14 protein-coding genes are annotated in these 17,554 nt (G+C 67.2%); 4 read left to right on the top strand and 10 right to left on the bottom strand.

Annotated features, from left to right (window positions below; all coding sequences use genetic code 11):
* A partial coding sequence (locus VFS34_14330; protein HET9795627.1) for a DNA topoisomerase occupies positions 1-653 on the bottom strand: 653 nt, incomplete at its 3' end.
* A gap of 81 nt (positions 654-734) precedes the next feature.
* Positions 735-1,838, bottom strand: a complete 1,104-nt coding sequence (dprA, locus tag VFS34_14325; GenBank protein HET9795626.1) for a DNA-processing protein DprA — start codon at positions 1,836-1,838, stop codon at positions 735-737.
* A gap of 72 nt (positions 1,839-1,910) precedes the next feature.
* Between dprA and VFS34_14320 the strand changes: the two genes are divergently transcribed.
* Genes VFS34_14320 through VFS34_14305 form a run of 4 tightly spaced genes read left to right on the top strand, consistent with a single transcriptional unit; the run spans position 1,911 to position 6,830 of the window.
* Positions 1,911-2,294, top strand: coding sequence for a tetratricopeptide repeat protein (locus VFS34_14320; protein ID HET9795625.1), 384 nt, complete (start codon positions 1,911-1,913; stop codon positions 2,292-2,294).
* Positions 2,295-2,328: 34 nt separating this feature from the next.
* A complete protein-coding gene (locus tag VFS34_14315) occupies positions 2,329-2,988 on the top strand; it encodes a hypothetical protein (GenBank protein HET9795624.1) in 660 nt (219 codons plus the stop codon).
* 4 nt (positions 2,989-2,992) lie between these two features.
* The gene (locus tag VFS34_14310; protein ID HET9795623.1) at positions 2,993-6,019 is read left to right on the top strand and encodes a hypothetical protein; all 3,027 of its coding nucleotides are present in this window, start codon (positions 2,993-2,995) and stop codon (positions 6,017-6,019) included.
* Positions 6,020-6,041: 22 nt separating this feature from the next.
* Positions 6,042-6,830, top strand: a complete 789-nt coding sequence (locus VFS34_14305; GenBank protein HET9795622.1) for a 3',5'-cyclic-nucleotide phosphodiesterase — start codon at positions 6,042-6,044, stop codon at positions 6,828-6,830.
* Between the two features lie 142 nt (positions 6,831-6,972).
* Here VFS34_14305 and VFS34_14300 read toward each other — a convergent pair whose 3' ends face one another.
* From VFS34_14300 to gyrB, 8 genes are all read right to left on the bottom strand, one after another.
* Positions 6,973-8,145: an arylamine N-acetyltransferase gene (locus VFS34_14300; GenBank protein HET9795621.1), complete on the bottom strand. Its 1,173-nt coding sequence runs from the start codon at positions 8,143-8,145 to the stop codon at positions 6,973-6,975.
* On the bottom strand, positions 8,142-8,693 hold the full coding sequence (pdxT, locus tag VFS34_14295) for a pyridoxal 5'-phosphate synthase glutaminase subunit PdxT (GenBank protein ID HET9795620.1): 552 nt from the start codon (positions 8,691-8,693) through the stop codon (positions 8,142-8,144). The genes VFS34_14300 and pdxT overlap by 4 nt, the downstream gene beginning before the upstream one ends.
* A gap of 128 nt (positions 8,694-8,821) precedes the next feature.
* Entirely contained in the window at positions 8,822-9,706 is an 885-nt protein-coding gene (pdxS, locus tag VFS34_14290; GenBank protein ID HET9795619.1) for a pyridoxal 5'-phosphate synthase lyase subunit PdxS, read from the bottom strand.
* 12 nt (positions 9,707-9,718) lie between these two features.
* On the bottom strand, positions 9,719-11,170 hold the full coding sequence (locus tag VFS34_14285) for a PLP-dependent aminotransferase family protein (protein HET9795618.1): 1,452 nt from the start codon (positions 11,168-11,170) through the stop codon (positions 9,719-9,721).
* 56 nt (positions 11,171-11,226) lie between these two features.
* Entirely contained in the window at positions 11,227-11,490 is a 264-nt protein-coding gene (locus VFS34_14280; GenBank protein ID HET9795617.1) for a DUF507 family protein, read from the bottom strand.
* Positions 11,487-12,140, bottom strand: coding sequence for a fructose-6-phosphate aldolase (gene fsa / locus VFS34_14275; GenBank protein ID HET9795616.1), 654 nt, complete (start codon positions 12,138-12,140; stop codon positions 11,487-11,489). The genes VFS34_14280 and fsa overlap by 4 nt, the downstream gene beginning before the upstream one ends.
* 398 nt (positions 12,141-12,538) lie before the next feature.
* Entirely contained in the window at positions 12,539-15,127 is a 2,589-nt protein-coding gene (gyrA, locus tag VFS34_14270) for a DNA gyrase subunit A (GenBank protein HET9795615.1), read from the bottom strand.
* Between the two features lies 1 nt (position 15,128).
* On the bottom strand, positions 15,129-17,552 hold the full coding sequence (gyrB, locus tag VFS34_14265) for a DNA topoisomerase (ATP-hydrolyzing) subunit B (GenBank protein HET9795614.1): 2,424 nt from the start codon (positions 17,550-17,552) through the stop codon (positions 15,129-15,131).
* Positions 17,553-17,554 lie beyond the last annotated feature (2 nt).

Genomic DNA, 17,554 nt, shown 5'->3' with positions numbered 1-17,554 from the left:
TTCTCGCCGTCCCACGAAAACAGGCGTGCCGAGAACTCCGGGGGCGCCGCGGCGGCGAGCCGCGCGTCGAGGCTCCAGTACTCGACGGGGACGAAGGCCTCGATCTCCTTCTCGCGCTCGCAGATGATCCTCAGCGCGACCGTCTGCACGCGTCCGGCGGAAAGGCCGCGCCAGATCTTCTTCCAGAGGAGATCGGAGACTTCGTACCCGACGAGGCGGTCGATGATGCGCCGGGCCTGCTGAGCGCCGACGCGGTTCTCGTCGATCGCGCCCGCGTTCTCGACGGCCGCCTGAACCGCCTTCTTCGTGATCTCGTTGAAGCGGGCGCGCTTGAACTCGGTCTTGCCGCTGCCGGGCTTCAACTCCTGGAGGAGGTGCCAGGAGATCGCCTCTCCCTCCCGATCCGGGTCGGCCGCCAGATACACCCGGTCGGACGCCTTCGCCGCCCTCTTCAGGTCGCCGAGCGTCTTTTCCTTTCCCTTGAGGACTTCGTAGGTCGGCTTGTACCCGTGCTCCCGATCGACGCCCAGCCCCTTGCGGGGGAGGTCCCGGACGTGGCCGTACGAGGCGAGGACCTTGAAGTCCTTTCCGAGGAACTTCTCGAGCGTCCGCGCCTTGGCGGGCGATTCGACGATGACGAGGGACTTAACCAATTTCGTGCATTCCTTCCCGAACGGCGGCGCGGTCCGGGTCGACGGAGCGCGCGGCGTGAAAGGCGGATCATACGGTGCCTGTCAAGCCCTCCCGCGTCCCGCGACGGCGTACAGACCGCCCGGGAGGCAGCGGAGGACGCCTCTCGCTTCGAGGTCGAAGAGGATCGCCAGGAGCGACGACGTCGGGATCTTCGTCGCCTCCGAGAGGTCGTCGGCGTCCCACGCTTCCTCCCCGGCCATCGCGGCGACGATCCGGGCGGCGTCCCCTTCGAGACCGGGCGCCGGGCTTCCGTCGGCGGCGGGCGTTCCCACCGAGGGGAAGAGCTCGGTCAGCACGTCGCCCGCTCCGCGGCAGAGGATCGCGCCTTCCCGCAGAAGCGCATGACATCCGTCGGACGACTCCGACCGGATCGACCCCGGTACCGCGAAGACGTCGCGGCCGAAGTCGTTGGCGAGCCGCGCGGTGATGAGCGACCCGCTCCGCCGCGCCGCTTCGACGACGACCGTTCCCGAGGACATTCCCGCGATGATCCGGTTCCGAACCGGAAAGAACGCGGGGAGAGGCCGCGTTCCGGGCGGATGTTCCGAAAGGAGGAGGCCGCCGGCGCCGATCCTCTTCCAGAGCTCCGCGTTCTCCTTCGGATACGGAACGTCGATCCCGGACCCCAGAACGGCGATCGTGCCTCCGGGATTCCCGAGAGCCGCCGCATGCGCGGCCGTATCGATCCCGCGCGCCATGCCGGAGACCACGCTCACGCCCGCGAGCGACAGGTCTCCCGCGATCTGCGCGGCGACCTCCCGGCCGTAGCGCGTCGCGGCGCGGGCGCCGACGACGGCGACCGCGGGCAGAGAGAGCCGCTCGACGTCGCCGGAGGACCAGAGGACGAGCGGGGCGTCCGGGATCTCGCGGAGGAGCGGCGGATACGGTCCTTCCAGGGCGGTGAGCAGCCGGGTCCCCGACCGTTCCGTGGCCGCGATCTCGGAAGAGACGTCGACGTCGAAAGGACGGGCGAGCATGCGCGCGGCCGTTTCCGACCGGACAACGCCCGCCCACCGGGACGGTTCGCTCCCGACGATCTCCCGCCAGCCTCCCGCGGCCTCGCACGCCTTCCAGAATCGGCGAAGAGAGACTCCGGGAATCCTCGACCAGGCGAGCGCGAGACGAGCGACTTCCGTGACGGGCATCGCCGCATTCTAAAAAGAATCCCGGCCCGCCGCGGGAGACGGATAGAATACGGCGCGGTTGGAGGAAGGCGAGTGACCCGCGGATCGAGGCTTGCGACCGGGTTGTGGCTGGCCGGCGCTCTGCTCCTCGGCGGGTGCGCGACGGGGCGCACGAAGGAGCCGAGCCCGGAGAAGGAGCTCCAGTACGGGGCCCGGATGGCGCGCCTCGGCTACTGGCAGGAAGCGCGGTTCCGGTTCCAGCTCGCCATCGCGGCCCAACCGAACAACGCGCGCGCCCACAACGACCTCGCCGTCGCCTTCGAGGCCAACGGCGACTTCCCGGCGGCGTTCGAGGAATACAAGAAGGCGGTCTCGCTCGACTCCGCCGACAAGAACATCCGTCAGAACTACACGCGCTTCGCCGAGTTCTACACGGCCTACACGAAGAAAGTCGGAAAGGTGAGCTCTGCTCCGTAGGCGGAGACTCCTCGGCCTCGCTGCGGTCGCGACGGTGCTGGCGGCCGCCTGCACCGGCGTGCACCAGGTCAAGATGAAGCTGCCGCTCAAGCCCCGCATTCCGCTCAAGGGGAACGAGCGGGTCGCGATCGCGCCCTTCCTGATCGTCGCGTCGGCCGACAAGCCCAAGGACAAGGCGGACCTCGCGACGATCGATCTCCAGGCGGAGTTCCACCGCTACCTGATCCAGCGGCTGCAGAAGAAGACGAAGCTCCAGGTCATCGACCTGGGCACGGAGGTGACTCTCCCCTCGCGCGAGCTCGTCGCGCTCTCCCGCGCGACCGACTTCTGGCGCTCGGTCGGGCAGAAGAACGGCGCCGACGTCGTGGTTTCGGGATCGCTCGAGTTCAAGGTCGAGGATTCGGCGGGCTACAAGACGGAGGAGTACGTCTCGCCGGTCACCGGCCAGACCTCCTTCCGCCAGATCTACGTCGAGCGCACCGGTTTCCTCTTCGACATCGTCTTCCTGGTCTTCGACGGGAAGACCGGCGACAAGCTCCTCCAGGACGAGTTCAAGGACTTCCGCGAGCGGAACCGCCGGCGCACCGACGAGATGCTCGGCCTCTTCCAGAACCTCTTCTCTCTCGAGGATCAGATCCTGAACATGTTCGTGCCGCGCGAGCGCGCGGTCGAACGCTACCTCTTCACGCGGTGAGGCGATGAAAAAGCTCTTGCGGCGAGTCGTGATGGCGGCCGTGGTCGCGGCGGCGGCGGCCCCCGCCGGGGCGCAGTTCGGCCAGAACAAGATCGCCTACGACCAGTTCGACTGGCAGATCTACCGGTCGACGCACTTCCAGATCTACTTCTACTCGAAGGAGAAGGGATCCCTCGAGAAGGTCGCGTCGTTCGCCGAAAGCGCCTACGACGAGCTCTCCCGTTCGCTCAATTACCAGATCCCCCATCCGATTCCGCTCATCTTCTATTCGAGCCACTCGGAATTCGAGCAGACGAACACCGAGCTCGACTTCATCGACGAGGGAACCGGGGCGTTCGCGCTCCCCTCCCGGGACCGGATGGTCCTCCCGGTCGACATGCCCGACGCGTATCTGCAGACCGTCATCCAGCACGAGCTCACGCACATCTTCGAATTCGAGCTCCTCTTCCAGGGCAATTTCCTGCGCGCGGTGACGTCGAACATCCCGCAATGGTTCATGGAGGGGCTCGCCTCGTACTACGGCCATGACGAGACGAACCGCTCCCGGATGTACCTGCGGGACGCCGTGATCACCGACCACGTTCCGGAGATCGCGCGGGGCGGGGACATCAATCCCTACTTCGCCTACCGGTTCGGGCACGCGGTCTTCGACTTCATCGAGCACGAGTGGGGGAAGGACGCCGTCCGCGACTTCGTCTACGAGTGGCGGACGAGCCTCGGCGGGGGCGTCCAGCGGGTGATCAAGAGGGCGTTCGACCTCACGCCGGAGGATTTCGACATCCGGTTCCGGCGCTACCTCCGCCAGCGCTACATGCCGGTGATGGCCACCAAGGGGGAGCCCGTCGATTTCGGCGAGCCGTTCCACATCAAGGTGAACCAGAACGCGTATTCCTGGGACGTCTCCCCCGTCGCGTTCCCGTCGGGCGACCTCATCGCGGCGGTCTCGACCTACGACCTCTCGGTGCCGACCCTGAACGCGAGCCCCGACGTCGTCATCTACTCGACGAAGGACCGGAAGCTCTTCCGGAACATCTCGAAGGGATACACGACCCGGTACGAGTACCTGATCGCCCAGGCCGTGACGATCAGCCTCGACGTGCCGGGCCGGACCGTCGCGGTATCGCCCGACGGCAACGTCGTCGCCGCCTTCGTCCGGCGCGAACGCGGGCGCGATCTCGCGATCTGGAACGTACTCTCGGGCAAGCTCGTCGAGGAGGTGCCGTTCCCGGGGATCGACCAGGAGGTCGCGCCGAGCTACTCCCCCGACGGAAAGAAGGTCGTTTTCTCCGGCATTTCCCAGGGGAGCTTCGACATCTGGTCGTACGACGTCGCTTCCCGCAGCGTCACGAACGTCACCAAGGACGCGGCCTACGACGCCGCCCCGACGTGGTCGCCCGACGGAAAGTGGATCTACTACTCCTCCACTTCCGGGTCGTTCGCGAAGATCTTCCGGGTCGACCCCACGAATCCCTCCGTGAAGGAACAGGTCACCTTCGGCGACTGGAACGACGAGGACGCGTTCGTGTCGCCCGACGGAGGCCGCCTCTTCTTCACGTCCGACCGCGACGCCGGCGTCTACAACATCTTCTCGGTGGACCTCTCGACCGGGGAGACGTGGAAACACACGAATGTGGTCGGCGGCGCGTACCAGCCCACCGTCTTCGTCGGAGCGGACGGGATCGCCAAGCTCAGCTACTGCTCGTATTACCGGCAGCGATACGGCCTCTACGAGACGGACGTGCAGAAGACCGACGCGCGCCTGGCGGCGCTGAATCCTCCCCCCGTCCGCGTCGACGCGCATTCGGCGTCCCATTACACGCCCGCGATCGAGGTCTCGCTCGACCCGGAGAAATTCCAGCCGAAGCCCTCGCACAAGCTCTACATCGACAACGCCCAGATCGCGGCCGGAGTCAACAGCGACGGGACGCTCTTCTCGGACACCAGCCTGATCTTTTCGGACAACCTGGGAGACCGGCGGGCGCTGATCAATCTTCAGTCGATCTCGTCGTACACCGACATCCACCTCGTCTACTACAACCTCAAGCACCGGCTGCAGCTCGGCGGAATGCTCTACGACGACCGCCAGTATTTCATCGCCGCCTCGACGAATCCGGCGACCGGGTTCATCAGCCGGGACCGGCAGTTCTACCGGGAAACGGGGGGACTCGGTCTCTGGGCGTATCCGCTCGACCGCTACCATCGGTTCGACGGAAGCCTCGGCTACGTGTCGCGCGAGATCGACTTCCCGGTCGCGGCGACCAACAACGATCTCACGCAGGCGATCCTCATCTCGACCCAGAAGGACAACAACCCGACCGGTTCGGTGACGTTCACCGGCGACACGTCGCTCTACAGCGCGGTGGGGCCTCTCGCGGGCCACCGGTACGCGGTGTCGTTCTCCTACACGCCGGACTTCAAGTCGGGAACGGACGTCGTGGGCCAGGACTTCGAGGGCCCGATCGTGGTCAAGCGGGGCGGCACGCTCACCCAGTCGCTCTCGGTGGACCTCCGCCAGTATTTCCGCATCACGAAGAGATCCGTCCTGGCGATGCGGGCGTTCGGGGTCCACTCCTCGGGAACCCTGCCCGACATCTCCTATTTCGGAGGCGTCGACACGGTGCGCGGGTACGACTTCCGCTCCGAGATCGGCACCCAGGTCGCGTTCGGCAACCTCGAGTACCGGTTCCCCCTCGTCGACCAGATCGTCCTTTTCGGCGGCTTCGGCCTCTCGAACATCCGCGGAAAATTCTTCGTCGACGTCGGCGCCGCGCACCTGGATTTCGGCCATCCGGCGACCTGGCGGTTCTGGAACGGGTCGAACCACAGCATCGAGTACTTCGACCCGATCAACCAGAAGGGAGTGCAGACGTACCAGCCGTACGAGCTCATCAACGGCAAGGCGGATTACGGATGGGGGTTCTCGCTGAACCTCCTCGGCGTCGAGCTCCACTGGGATTTCGCCAAGCAGTGGGACTTCCGCAAGACCCTGTCCGGATTGAAGACGTCGTTCTACATCGGGACCGAGTTCTGATCCGCGATACAATTTCGCGCGCTTGATCAGTCGGGGAAAAGCGAAGGGCGGTCTGCGGATCCGTGTCGTCGGACCCTACGGCGGCTCCGCCCCCGGCTGCCGGATGACGACGTTCCTCCTCAACGACACGACCGCGCTCGACGCCGGCGCGCTCACTCCGGTGCTCGCGATCGCCGAGCAGCGCCGGATCGACCGGGTCGTCGTGACGCACGCCCATTTCGACCACGTCGCGACCCTCCCCTTCTTCTTCGAGAACGTCTTCGGACGGCGCACGCCGATCGAGATCGCCGCGCCGGCGCCGGTGTTGTCGGCGCTCCGCCGCCATCTCTTCAACGACGCGCTCTGGCCCGATTTCACGCGTCTCCCGTCGCGCCGCCGCGCGACCGTCCGCTTCCACCCGATCCCCGGCGGAGGCGCCTACCGGGCGGCCGGCCTTTCCTTCCGGCCCGTCGCGGTCAGCCACATCGTGCCGACGTTCGGGTATCTCGTTTCCTCGAAGTCGGCGTCGGTGCTCTTTTCGGGGGATACGGGACCCACGCGGGCCCTGTGGAAGCTCGCCGAATCGGCGAAGAACCTGAAGGCGATCTTTCTCGAGGTGTCGTTTTCGAACGGCCAGGAGGCGGTCGCCCTCGCCTCGAAGCACCTGATCCCGCGCCTGCTCGAGGCCGAGATCGCCAAGTGCGGAGGAAACGTGCCCGTCTACCTCTACCACATGAAACCGCCCTCGGCCGCCGCGATCCGCCGCGAGGTCCGGGCGCTCAAGAACCCGCGGCTGCGGTTCGTCAGACAGGGACAAGTGCTGCGGTTCTGACCGGGCGGAGCGAGTGAGACGCTCACGGGGTGCGGGCGCACTGAGGTGAGTGGACACGGCCGCGGTTTTCCTCGAACCCGATGACGTTGAGGCACGGCGGGACGGGATCGTCCCGTATCGCTCGATGGACGGTCCGCGCCGGCTACAGGCGGCTGAGCGCCAGGAGATCCATCGCGAGCATCCCCGCGATCCGTCCCCTCCCCGCGTCCACCCTCAGGAACTCTTCGCGCGCGTCCGGAAGCTCCGCGAACCGCACGAGTCGCGGTTCGCCCGCCGACCGGTCGAGCTCGAACCCCGACTCGGCGAGACCGCCCGCGCGGCGAATCCGGAGGAGATCTCCGCTCGCTTCGACGTCCTCGGCGACCGTCTCTCCCGATTCGGGCCGCACCACGGCGCGCCAGCGCCCTTCCTCTGCTCCCTCGATCTCCACGCTTCCCAGTCCGGCGAGGAAACGCCGGTATCCGCCGGGAGTCGAGAGAGCCCGGAATCGGGCTTCGGACTCCGGTCCCTCCGCGTAGGCTTCGACCCGGGCGGTCGTGCGCTCCGGAGCGCGATCGCCGGTGATCGAAAGCGCGCGGGCGAGGAGGCCGGCATCGATCCCGAAGAGAGACGAAAGCTTCGCCGCGCGTCCGCCCAGGAGAGGAAGGCGCGTCCGCGAATGGGCGTCGGACACGTCCACCGCGCCGCGGAAGAACCGCAGCACGCGGTGACCGTCCGGTTTCCGGACGACGACCTCGCGGAGGAAGAGCGACGTGCGGACGAACGTCTTCTCCCACGCCGCGCGAAACTCCTCCTCGGAAACCGGATCGAAGGCGAAATCGATCACGCGGCCGTACTCGGGCCCGGACACGAAGCGGAGGACGGCCGCCTTCCCGGACACGGCGAATTCGAGCGATCCGACGGGCGTGTCCAGCGACGCGCTCTCGAGAGGAAGAAGCGAGGGAAGCGGATAACCCGGATCGGCGAGCCACGTGCGTCCGTCGATGTCGAAGAGGACGGACGCGTGGTTTCGCGGCCCCATGATTCCCCCGAGGATCTTCGCCGGCCGGAAACCGAGCGCTTCCGCGAGCGCCGCGAACGCCGCCACGCGGGCGAAGCACGTCCCCCCCGTCCCGAGCTCCAGGTGATCCGACCAGAAGAGTTCGGTGACGCGGAGCTTGTCCGCGATGGACGGCACCTCGGCGTCCCGCGCGATCTTGGAGGCGGATTCGAAAGGCACCGCGCGGTTGAAGGCGTCGAAGAGGTCGCGAAGAGACGCGAGATCGGGCCGGCGTCTCTCGAGAGCGAGCGCCTCGAGGATCTCGTCGGCGTTCACTCGCCGAAGATCCGCCGGTGGAGAGAAGGATCGGCGGAGAGCTCGGGATGAAACGTGGCGCCGTAGACGTTTTTTCCGCGGACGAGAACGGGATCCTCCCGTTCGCGCGCGAGGACCTCGACGCCCGGGCCGACGCGCGCGATCTTCGGGGCGCGGATGAAGACCGCCTCGATCGGCTCCCCCTCTCCCCCCGACGCGCTGCCGATGAAGGAGTCGAGCTGCCGCCCGTAGGCGTTCCGGACGACGTCGACGTCGAGCACGCCGAGCGACGGCTGGGGAGGGTTGTCCACGCGGGACGCGAGCAGGATCAACCCCGCGCACGTCGCGAGGACGGGGCGCCCGCTCTCGGCGAAGCCCGTGAGCGCCTCCCGCCAGCCGGGCTCCCGCTCGAAGAACTTCAGATACGTCGTCGATTCCCCGCCCGGGAGAACGAGACCGGAGACCGACGCGAGCTCTTCCGGCCGCCGGATTTCGCGGCTCTCGATCCCCGCCCGCGTCAGCGCTTCCCGGTGACGCGCGAAGTCCCCCTGGATGGCGAGCACCCCCACGGGTCTCTTCGCGCCGTTTCCGCCGTCCTTCGGCCGACCCTCGCCGCGCGAAGCGGGCGTTCCCGCCGAGGACGAACCTTCCTGACTCTCCCCCTCCCGATCGCGCGAGCGGGCCGGAACTCGAGGTGTCACCATCCCCGCGTCTGAAGCCGTTCCGACTCCGGAAGCGACGCCGCGTCCATTCCCTTCATCGCCTCCCCGAGCTCCGCGGAGGCGTCGATCAGCGCGCCCGCGTCTTTCCAGTGGGTCGTCGCCTTGACGATCGCCGCGGCGCGGACCGCGGGGTCCGACGACTTGAAGATTCCCGAGCCGACGAACACCGCCTCGGCGCCGAGCATCATGCAGAGCGCGGCGTCGGCGGGAGTCGCGATCCCCCCCGCGGCGAAGTTCGGCACGGGGAGCTTTCCCTTTTCGGCGACCTCGACGACGAGCTCGAACGGCGCGCCGAGCCGCTTGGCTTCCGACATCAGCTCGTCGCGCGTCAGCGTCGTGAGCATCTTCATGTCGCGATTGACCTGCCGGAGGTGCTTGACGGCGTGCACGATGTCGCCCGTTCCCGCCTCCCCCTTGGTACGGATCATCGCCGCGCCCTCGCCGATCCGCCGGAGCGCCTCTCCGAGATTCCGGCAGCCGCAGACGAAGGGCACGCGGAAATCGTGCTTGTAGACGTGGTTTTCTTCGTCGGCGGGCGTGAGCACCTCGGACTCGTCGATGAAGTCGACCTTCAGGGCTTCGAGGATCCGCGCCTCGGCGATGTGGCCGATGCGGCATTTCGCCATGACCGGAATCGAGACCGCCTGCTGGATCTCGCGGACCTTCGACACGGGCGACATCCGCGCGACCCCCCCTTCCTTCCGGATGTCGGCCGGCACCCGCTCGAGCGCCATGACGGCGACCGCCCCGGCGTCCTCCGCGATCCGCGCCTGCTCCGCGTTGACGACGTCCATGATGACGCCGCCCTTCAGCATCTCCGCGAGTCCCACCTTGAGTCGGAAATCTTCCCTCGGCTCCATCGGTCCCCTCCTTCAGATCGTCGGAATCGCCACCGGCCCGGCCGGGCGGGACTCCCGTTGCCACAACGCGCGCGCCAGACGCGCGACTCCTTCGAGAACGGCCTCCACGGGAACCCGGGAGACCGAAAGCCGCAGGGCCGCGACGTCGCGGCCGAGCGGATCGAAATCGATGCCGGGCGAGACCGCGACCGCGTTCGCGCGGGCCCGACGCGCCACCTCGCGGCCGCTCGTCCCCGCCGGGAGCTTCAGCCAGAAGAGAGATTGTCCGGGCGTCCCGCCGAGATACGGGATCTCCGGGAGGACGCGGGCGAGCGAGGCGACGAGCGCCCGGCGCCGCGCCTCGGTCTGCTCCGCCCGGCGCGCCCGAACGACCCGGTCGGCGCCTTCCGCGAGAAACGCGCGGACGGCGGCCTGGATCGGAAGCGGCGTCTGCAGATCGGTCGCCTGCTTGGCGAGCGCGAGCGCGCGGACGATCCGCCGGTCGGCGGCGATCCAGCCGAGTCGGAACCCCGGCACGAGCTCCTTCGAGAACGAACCGAGGGTCGCGACGCGCTCGGGATCGGCGGCGGAGAGCGAAGGAAGCCCGGACGTCGGGGCGTCGTATCCGTCCTCGACGACGACGGCGCCCGTGGCGCGCGCCGCGTCGAGGAACCGCCGGCGTTCTTCCGCATCCATCGTCACGCCGGTCGGGTTGTGCCGCTCCGGCATCACGTAGATGAGCTTCACCGACCGGCCGGAGAGCGCCGTGAGATCGCGGCGCTCTCCGTGGACCGGGATCTCGGCGACTCTCGCGCCGTAGAAGCGCAGGAGCGGGACGATTCCGGGGTAGGTCGGGGACTCGACCGCGACGAGGTCCCCGGGATCGACGAGCGCCTTGAAGAGGAGATCGAGGCCCTGCTGGGCGCCGGAGGTGACGAGAACGTTCTCCTCCGCCCACGGCGCGCCGGACTCGGCCAGGCGCCGGGCGATCTCGGCCCGGAGCTCCGGGAGACCGTGGGGGTCCGCGTACTGCCAGAGCTCGCGGTGATGCCGCCCCGTCTCGGCGAGGAGCTCGGCGAAACGGTCGTAGGGAAAATACCGGTCGTCGGGGGCGAGACGCGAGAAGTCCGCGACGATCGGCTCTCCGGAGGGCGGCGTCTCCGACTCGGAGATCCGCGAGATCGCCGAAGAGAGAGGCGGGTCCCACCCGGCGGAAGGTTGCCGGTCTCCGGCGACGATCGTGATCCCGCTCCCGACGCGCGCCAGGAGCGCCCCTTCCGCCTGGAGGGCCCGGATCGCTTTCAGGAGGACGCCCCGGTTCACGCCGAGGCGCTCGGCGAGGTCACGGGTCGCCGGAAGGCGATCGCCGTCCCTCAGGGTCCCTCGCTCGATCAGCGCGCGGATCTGATCGGCGACCTGCTCGGCGAGAGGGCGGGAATCCTCAGACTGGATCGGCGTGTAGAGGTCGTGAACCAATTGGCTCATTGGCGAGCCAATTTAAGCGAGGTGCCGCCGGATGTCAAGCGACGCGCCGATCTCCTTTAGGCTCCGTGCTTTCTGAGCGCGTCTTCGAGGTCCCGCGCATACAGCAGGTCGAAGTCGCGGGTGGCGCCCTTTCGTTTCTCGAGTTTTCCGCGCACCTCGTCCTCGATCTGCTCCAGCTCCTTGGCGGTCTCGGCCACCTCGCGGGCGAGCGCTCGCCGGAGGGTTTCGACGTCCACTTGCACGAGGAGTTTCGGATCCCCCGAGAGCTTCTTCTGGAGGATCCTCGAGAGATACAGCGCGCGATCCGCCGAGATCCTCACGAGTGCTTGCGGGACGCCGGCTCCCAGTCCCGGGCGAGCTGGGCGAGACCGTTCTCGGTCAGCGGATGCCGGAAAAGCTGGTCGATGATGGAAAACGGAAGCGTCGCGACGTCGGCGCCCATCAGCGCCGAATCGAGCACGTGCACGGGGTTGCGTACCGACTCGACGACGACGAGCGTCTGGAAGCCGTAGTTGTCGTAGATCCGGATGATCTGCTCGATGACGTCCATCCCGATCGCGCCGATGTCGTCGAGTCTCCCGACGAACGGAGAAACGTACGCGGCGCCCGCTTTTCCGACGATGAGCGCCTGGGCCGCGGAGAAGCACAGCGAGACGTTGACGGCGATCTGGTCCTGGGCGAGGAGGCGCACGACCCGCATGCCGTCGGGCGTCATCGGCAGCTTCACGACGACGTCCTTGCCGAGCTTGTGGTACTCCCGCCCCTCCTTGTACATCCCCTTCGCGTCGGACGACTCGACCTCGGCGAAGACGGGACCGTCGGTGATCGCCGACATCTCGCGCACGATCTGGCGGTAGTCGCGCGACTCCGCCGCGACCGCGGCGGGCGGGACCGAGACGCCGTCGAGCAGGCCCCATTCCTTGACCTTTTTGGCCTCGTCGGGGCGGGCTGACTCCAGGAAAAATCTCATCCTGAGAATCCTATAACGGGGTGGTCAGCGGGCGCGGACCATACGCGCGGTTATACGGGACGCGAAGCCGCGGCCGCGCGCGTCTTCCCGCACGTCTGGCCGCACCTCGATAGGGTCTCATTCCACAGGCTTCTAGGGTCGAGGGACGACCAGGAGGCGAAGCGAGACGAGAGCCTCGTCGCCCGTTCGGTTCGACTTGAACGGGCAAACGCTTGAATCAGACCCCCATCGAGCGCGCGTCGGGTCGATTTCAGCGGGCGGGATGAGGCGCGGCCAGACGCGAGCGAGACGGGCGATCGTCGCCCGCCGCTGGCGGAGGCGTACCCTGACGTACGTTGAGGTCAGCGGCGGGACGGGATCGTCCCGTATCGCTCGATGTAGGGTCCGCGCCTGGTATCCTACTCGTCTTTGAGGAAGGGCGTAGCTCCCGGTAACACGCCGCTAGAAGGGGTGAGTTCATCCTCCCCCTCTTCCCGCTCGGCCAGCTTCGCCACGGCCACGACGCGGTCTCCCTCGTCGAGGTCGATCAGCCGAACGCCCATCGCGGCGCGGCCGGTCTCGCGGACGTCCTTGACCTTCAGCCGGATCAGGATCCCCTTCTCGGTGATGAGGAGGACCTGGTCCTCGTCGGTCACCGACTTGATGCCGACGACCGGGCCGTTCTTCTCCGTGACGCGGACGTTGATGACGCCGGATCCCGCGCGGGACTGCAGCCGGTACTCCGAAGCGAGGCTCCTCTTGCCGTAGCCCTTCTCCGTCACGGTCAGGATCGTCCCGTTCTCCTCGACGGCCTCCATCTCGACGACGCAGTCCTCGTCGCGCTTGAACCGGATGCCGTACACGCCCGTCGCGACGCGCCCCATCGAACGGACGTCGGCCTCGGGGAACCGGATTCCGAGCCCGCTCCGCGTCCCGATGAAGATCTGGCGCGTGCCGTCGGTGATCCGGACCGAGAGCAGCTCGTCGTCGTCCTCGAGGTTGATCGCGTTGATCCCGCCGCTCCGGACGTTGCCGTACGCCGACAGCGGGGTCTTCTTGACGAGGCCCTCCTTCGTCGCGAAGACGAGGTACCGGTCTTCCGGGAAGTCCTTGGTCGCCGCCAGGGCGACCAGCTTCTCGTCGGGAGAGAGCTGCAGGAGGTTCACGATCGCCTTGCCCCGCGTCGCCGGGCCGAGCTGCGGGAGGTCGTAGACCTTGATCCAGTGCATGCGACCCTTCGACGTGAACGCGAGGATGTAGGCGTGCGTCGAGGCGACGAACAGGTGCTCGACGACGTCTTCTTCCTTCGTCGTCGCGCCGACGCGGCCCTTTCCGCCGCGCCGCTGCGCGCGGTAGAGCGAGAGGGGCGAGCGCTTGATGTAGCCGCCGCGGGAGACGGTGATCACCATCTCCTCTTCGACGATGAGGTCCTCGACGTCGATCTCGGTGACGTCGGCGACGATCTCGGTCCGCCGGTCGTTGCCGAAGGCCTTCTTGATGTCCTTGAGCTCCGTCATGATGATCTCGCGGACGAGCTTCTCGGAAGCGAGGATCTCCCGGAGCCGCGCGATCAGCGCGAGGACTTCCTTGTACTCGGCGACGATCTTCTCGCGCTCGAGGCCGGTCAGCCGCTGGAGGCGCATGTCGAGGATCGCCTGCGCCTGAACGTCGTCGAGGTGGATCACGTCGGAGGGCTTCGCCTTCTCGTCCTCGATCTTCTGCCCGACGAACTTCTCGAGGCCCGCGCGGACCATCGAGACCTCGGCCATCAGGCGGCTCTTCGCCTCCTTCGGGTCCTTCGAGCCCCGGATGATCTTGATCACGAGGTCGAGGTTCCCGAGCGCGAGCGCGAGGCCCTTCATCAGGTGCGCCCGCTCCTCGGCCTTCCGGAGGTCGAATTTCGTCCGCCGCACGACGACGGTCTTGCGATGGTCGATGAAGTGCTGGAGGAGCTCCTTGAGGTTGCAGACGCGGGGCGCGCCGTCGACGATCCCGAGGAAGATGATGCCGAACGTCGACTGCATCGCCGTCTGCGAGTACAGCTTGTTCAGGATGACCTGCGAGTTCTCGCCGCGCTTCAGGTCCACGACGACCCGGATGCCGTCGCGGTCCGACTCGTCGCGCAGGTCCGAGATCCCCTCGAGCTTCTTTTCGTTGACGAGCTCGGCGATGCGCTCGATCAGCTTCGCCTTGTTGACCTGGTAGGGAAGCTCCGTGATCACGATCGCTTCCTTCTCGCCGCGCGCCTGCTTCTCGACGATCGCGCGCGCCCGCATCTGGATGATCCCGCGCCCCGTCGAGTACGCGTCCTTGATCCCCTTGGCGCCGTGGATGAATCCCGCCGTCGGGAAGTCGGGGCCCGGGACCTTCCGCATGAGCTGCCCGACGGTGACGTCCGGCTTCTGGATGAGGTCGATCGTCGCGTCGATCACCTCGCCGAGGTTGTGCGGCGGAATGTTCGTTGCCATGCCCACCGCGATCCCCGAGGAGCCGTTGACGAGGAGGTTCGGGAACTTGCACGGGAGGACGGTCGGCTCCTTGAGCGATCCGTCGTAGTTGGGCACCCAGTCGACCGTCTCCTTGTCGATGTCGTCGCCGATCATCTCGGAGGAGAGCCGGGTCAGCCGGATCTCGGTGTACCGCATCGCCGCCGCGTTGTCGCCGTCGACGGATCCGAAGTTCCCCTGCCCGTCGACGAGCGGCTCGCGCATCGAGAAGTCCTGCGCCATCCGGACGATCGTGTCGTAGATCGCCGCGTCGCCGTGCGGATGGTACTTGCCCATCACGTCGCCCACGATGCGCGCCGACTTCTTGTAGGGGCGGTTGTAGACGTTGTTCTGCTCCCACATCCCGTAGAGGCAGCGGCGGTGAACGGGCTTCAGCCCGTCGCGGACGTCGGGGAGCGCGCGGCCGACGATGACCGACATCGCGTAGTCGAGGTACGACCGGCGCACCTCCTCGACCATCGAGACGGGGTTCTTCTTCTCGGAATCGAGCACGGAGGTCATGTCAGATGTCCAGGTTCTTCGCCGCGAGGGCGTTGGTTTCGATGAAGTCTCGGCGGGGCTCGACCTCGTCGCCCATCAGGATCGAGAAGATCTCGTCCGCCTCGACCGCGTCCTCGATGTTGACCTGCAGCAGGTGCCGCCGGTCCGGGTCCATCGTCGTCTCCCAGAGCTGCTCGGGGTTCATCTCGCCGAGGCCCTTGTACCGCTGGATCGCGAGCCCCTTCTTCGCCCCCTCGTAGATCGTCTCGAGCGTCCCGGCGAGCGTGGGGCAGAGGGTCTTTTCCTCTCCCTGCGCGATCTCGTAGGGTCCGACGAGGAAGGTGCCGATCGCTTTCGCCGATTCGCGGAGGCGCTTGGCCTCGTGGGACGAGGCGAACTCCGGGTCCACCCGGAAGCTCTTCTCGATGCCGTTGACCGAGCGCGTCAGCTCGAGAGCGAACGACTCCCCGACCTCGTCGGAGACCACGTCGGCGCGCGTGAATTCGCCGAGCGCCTTCGCCTCGCGCGCGAGCAGGTCGAGGCGTTTCTTCTCGGAGAAGTCCTCCGCCCGGAAGAGGCTCGAGTCGAGCCACGCGCGGACGAACGGCTCCGGCCATCCCTTCGCCTCGAGGTTCGCCAGATGCGTCCGGTACGACTCCATCTTCTCGAGGAGCGCGATGAGCTTCGCGCCGGAGGCGGACTGCTTCGATTTCGCCTGCGTGAGCGTCCGGTCGTCGCCGATCCGGGCGAGGAGGAACTTCGTCAGCTCCCGCTCGTCCTTGAGATAGACCTCCTTCTTCCCCTCGGCGACCTTGAAGAGCGGCGGCTGGGCGATGTAGAGGTAGCCCCGCTCGACGACGGCCAGCATCTGGCGGAAGAAGAACGTGAGGAGCAGCGTCCGGATGTGCGACCCGTCGACGTCGGCGTCCGTCATGATGACGATCTTGTGGTAGCGGACCTTCCCGACGTCGAACTCCTGGCCGATCGAGCATCCGAGCGCGGTGATCAACACCCGGATTTCCTGCGAGGAGAGCATCTTGTCGAGGCGCGCCTTCTCGACGTTCAGGATCTTGCCGCGCAGGGGGAGGATCGCCTGGAAGCGCCGGTTCCTCCCCTGCTTGGCCGAGCCGCCGGCCGAATCGCCCTCGACGATGAAGATCTCGGAGAAGGCGGGGTCCTTCTCCTGGCAGTCGGCGAGCTTGCCGGGCAGCGACCCGGAATCGAGCGCGCCCTTCCGGCGGACGAGGTCGCGCGCCTTGCGGGCCGCCTCGCGCGCGCGGGCCGATTCGACGATCTTCTCGATGATCCGCTTGGCGTCGCGCGGATGCTCCTCGAGATACGACCCGAACTTCTCGTAGACGACCTGCTGGACCCAGGTCTTCACTTCCGACGAGACGAGCTTGTCCTTCGTCTGCGAGGAGAACTTCGGATCGCGCACCTTGACCGAGATCACCGCGGTCAGACCCTCGCGGGCGTCGTCGCCCGAGAGGCTCGTCTCCTTCAGGACCTTCGTCAGGTTGTTGGCGTCGGCGTACCGCTGGAGAGCGCGGGTGAGCGCGCTCTTGAAGCCCTCGAGGTGGGTTCCGCCGTCCCGGTTGTTGATCGTGTTCGTGAACGCGTAGAGCGTCTCGGCGTATCCCTCGTTCCACTGGAGCGCGACCTCGATCCGCTCCTTGTCCGCGTCGCGCTTCGGATCCCCGGTGCCTCCCCGGATGTCCCACAGGAAGATGACCTTGTCGTGGATCGGCGTCTTGGCCTTGTTCAGGTGCTCGACGAAGGACTTGATCCCCCCCTCGTAGAAGAACTCGTGCTTCTTGTCGGTGCGTTCGTCGACGATCGTGATCGACACGCCCGGGATCAGGAAGGAGAGCTCGCGCAGGCGCTGCGAGAGCTGCTCGAAGTGGAACTCGGTGATCGAGAAGATCTCGGGATCGGGCCAGAAGGTGATCTTCGTCCCGGTCTTCTTCGACGTCCCGGTCGAGGCGATCGGCGCGACCGGCACGCCCCGGGCGTACGCCTGCTGCCAGACCTTGCCGTCCCGGCGGATCTCGGCTTCGAGGCGCAGCGACAGCGCGTTGACGACCGAGACGCCGACGCCGTGGAGGCCGCCCGAGACCTTGTAGGAATTGTTGTCGAACTTCCCGCCCGAATGGAGGTCCGTGAGGATGATCTCGAGCGTCTCCCGCTTGTGCTCGCGGTGCAGGCCGACGGGGATGCCCCGGCCGTTGTCCTCGACGGTGACGGAGTTGTCGGGATGGATCGTGACGATCACCTTGTCGGCGTAGCCGGCCTGGGCTTCGTCGATCGAGTTGTCGACGAGCTCGGTCACCATGTGGTGGAGGCCGCTGATGTCGTCGACGTTGCCGATGTACATCCCGGGGCGCTTGCGCACCGCCTCGAGGCCCTTGAGGAGCTTGATGTCGTCGGTCGTGTAGCTGCTGCTCATGT

It is taken from the genome of Thermoanaerobaculia bacterium (assembly GCA_035717485.1).
In the GTDB taxonomy this organism is placed as follows: domain Bacteria; phylum Acidobacteriota; class Thermoanaerobaculia; order UBA5066; family DATFVB01; genus DATFVB01.
Note: the sequence above shows the minus strand (reverse complement) of the source record. Positions and strands in the feature narration are given on the sequence as shown.

What these genes read in the sequence shown, in the direction of transcription:
- dprA (HET9795626.1), bottom strand. Translation starts at nt 1,838, where the DNA reads ATGCCCGTCACGGAAGTCGCTCGTCTCGCGCTCGCCTGGTCGAGGATT.
- VFS34_14310 (HET9795623.1), top strand. Translation starts at nt 2,993, where the DNA reads ATGAAAAAGCTCTTGCGGCGAGTCGTGATGGCGGCCGTGGTCGCGGCG.
- pdxS (HET9795619.1), bottom strand. Translation starts at nt 9,706, where the DNA reads ATGGAGCCGAGGGAAGATTTCCGACTCAAGGTGGGACTCGCGGAGATG.
- VFS34_14285 (HET9795618.1), bottom strand. Translation starts at nt 11,170, where the DNA reads ATGAGCCAATTGGTTCACGACCTCTACACGCCGATCCAGTCTGAGGAT.
- fsa (HET9795616.1), bottom strand. Translation starts at nt 12,140, where the DNA reads ATGAGATTTTTCCTGGAGTCAGCCCGCCCCGACGAGGCCAAAAAGGTC.
- gyrA (HET9795615.1), bottom strand. Translation starts at nt 15,127, where the DNA reads ATGACCTCCGTGCTCGATTCCGAGAAGAAGAACCCCGTCTCGATGGTC.
- gyrB (HET9795614.1), bottom strand. Translation starts at nt 17,552, where the DNA reads ATGAGCAGCAGCTACACGACCGACGACATCAAGCTCCTCAAGGGCCTC.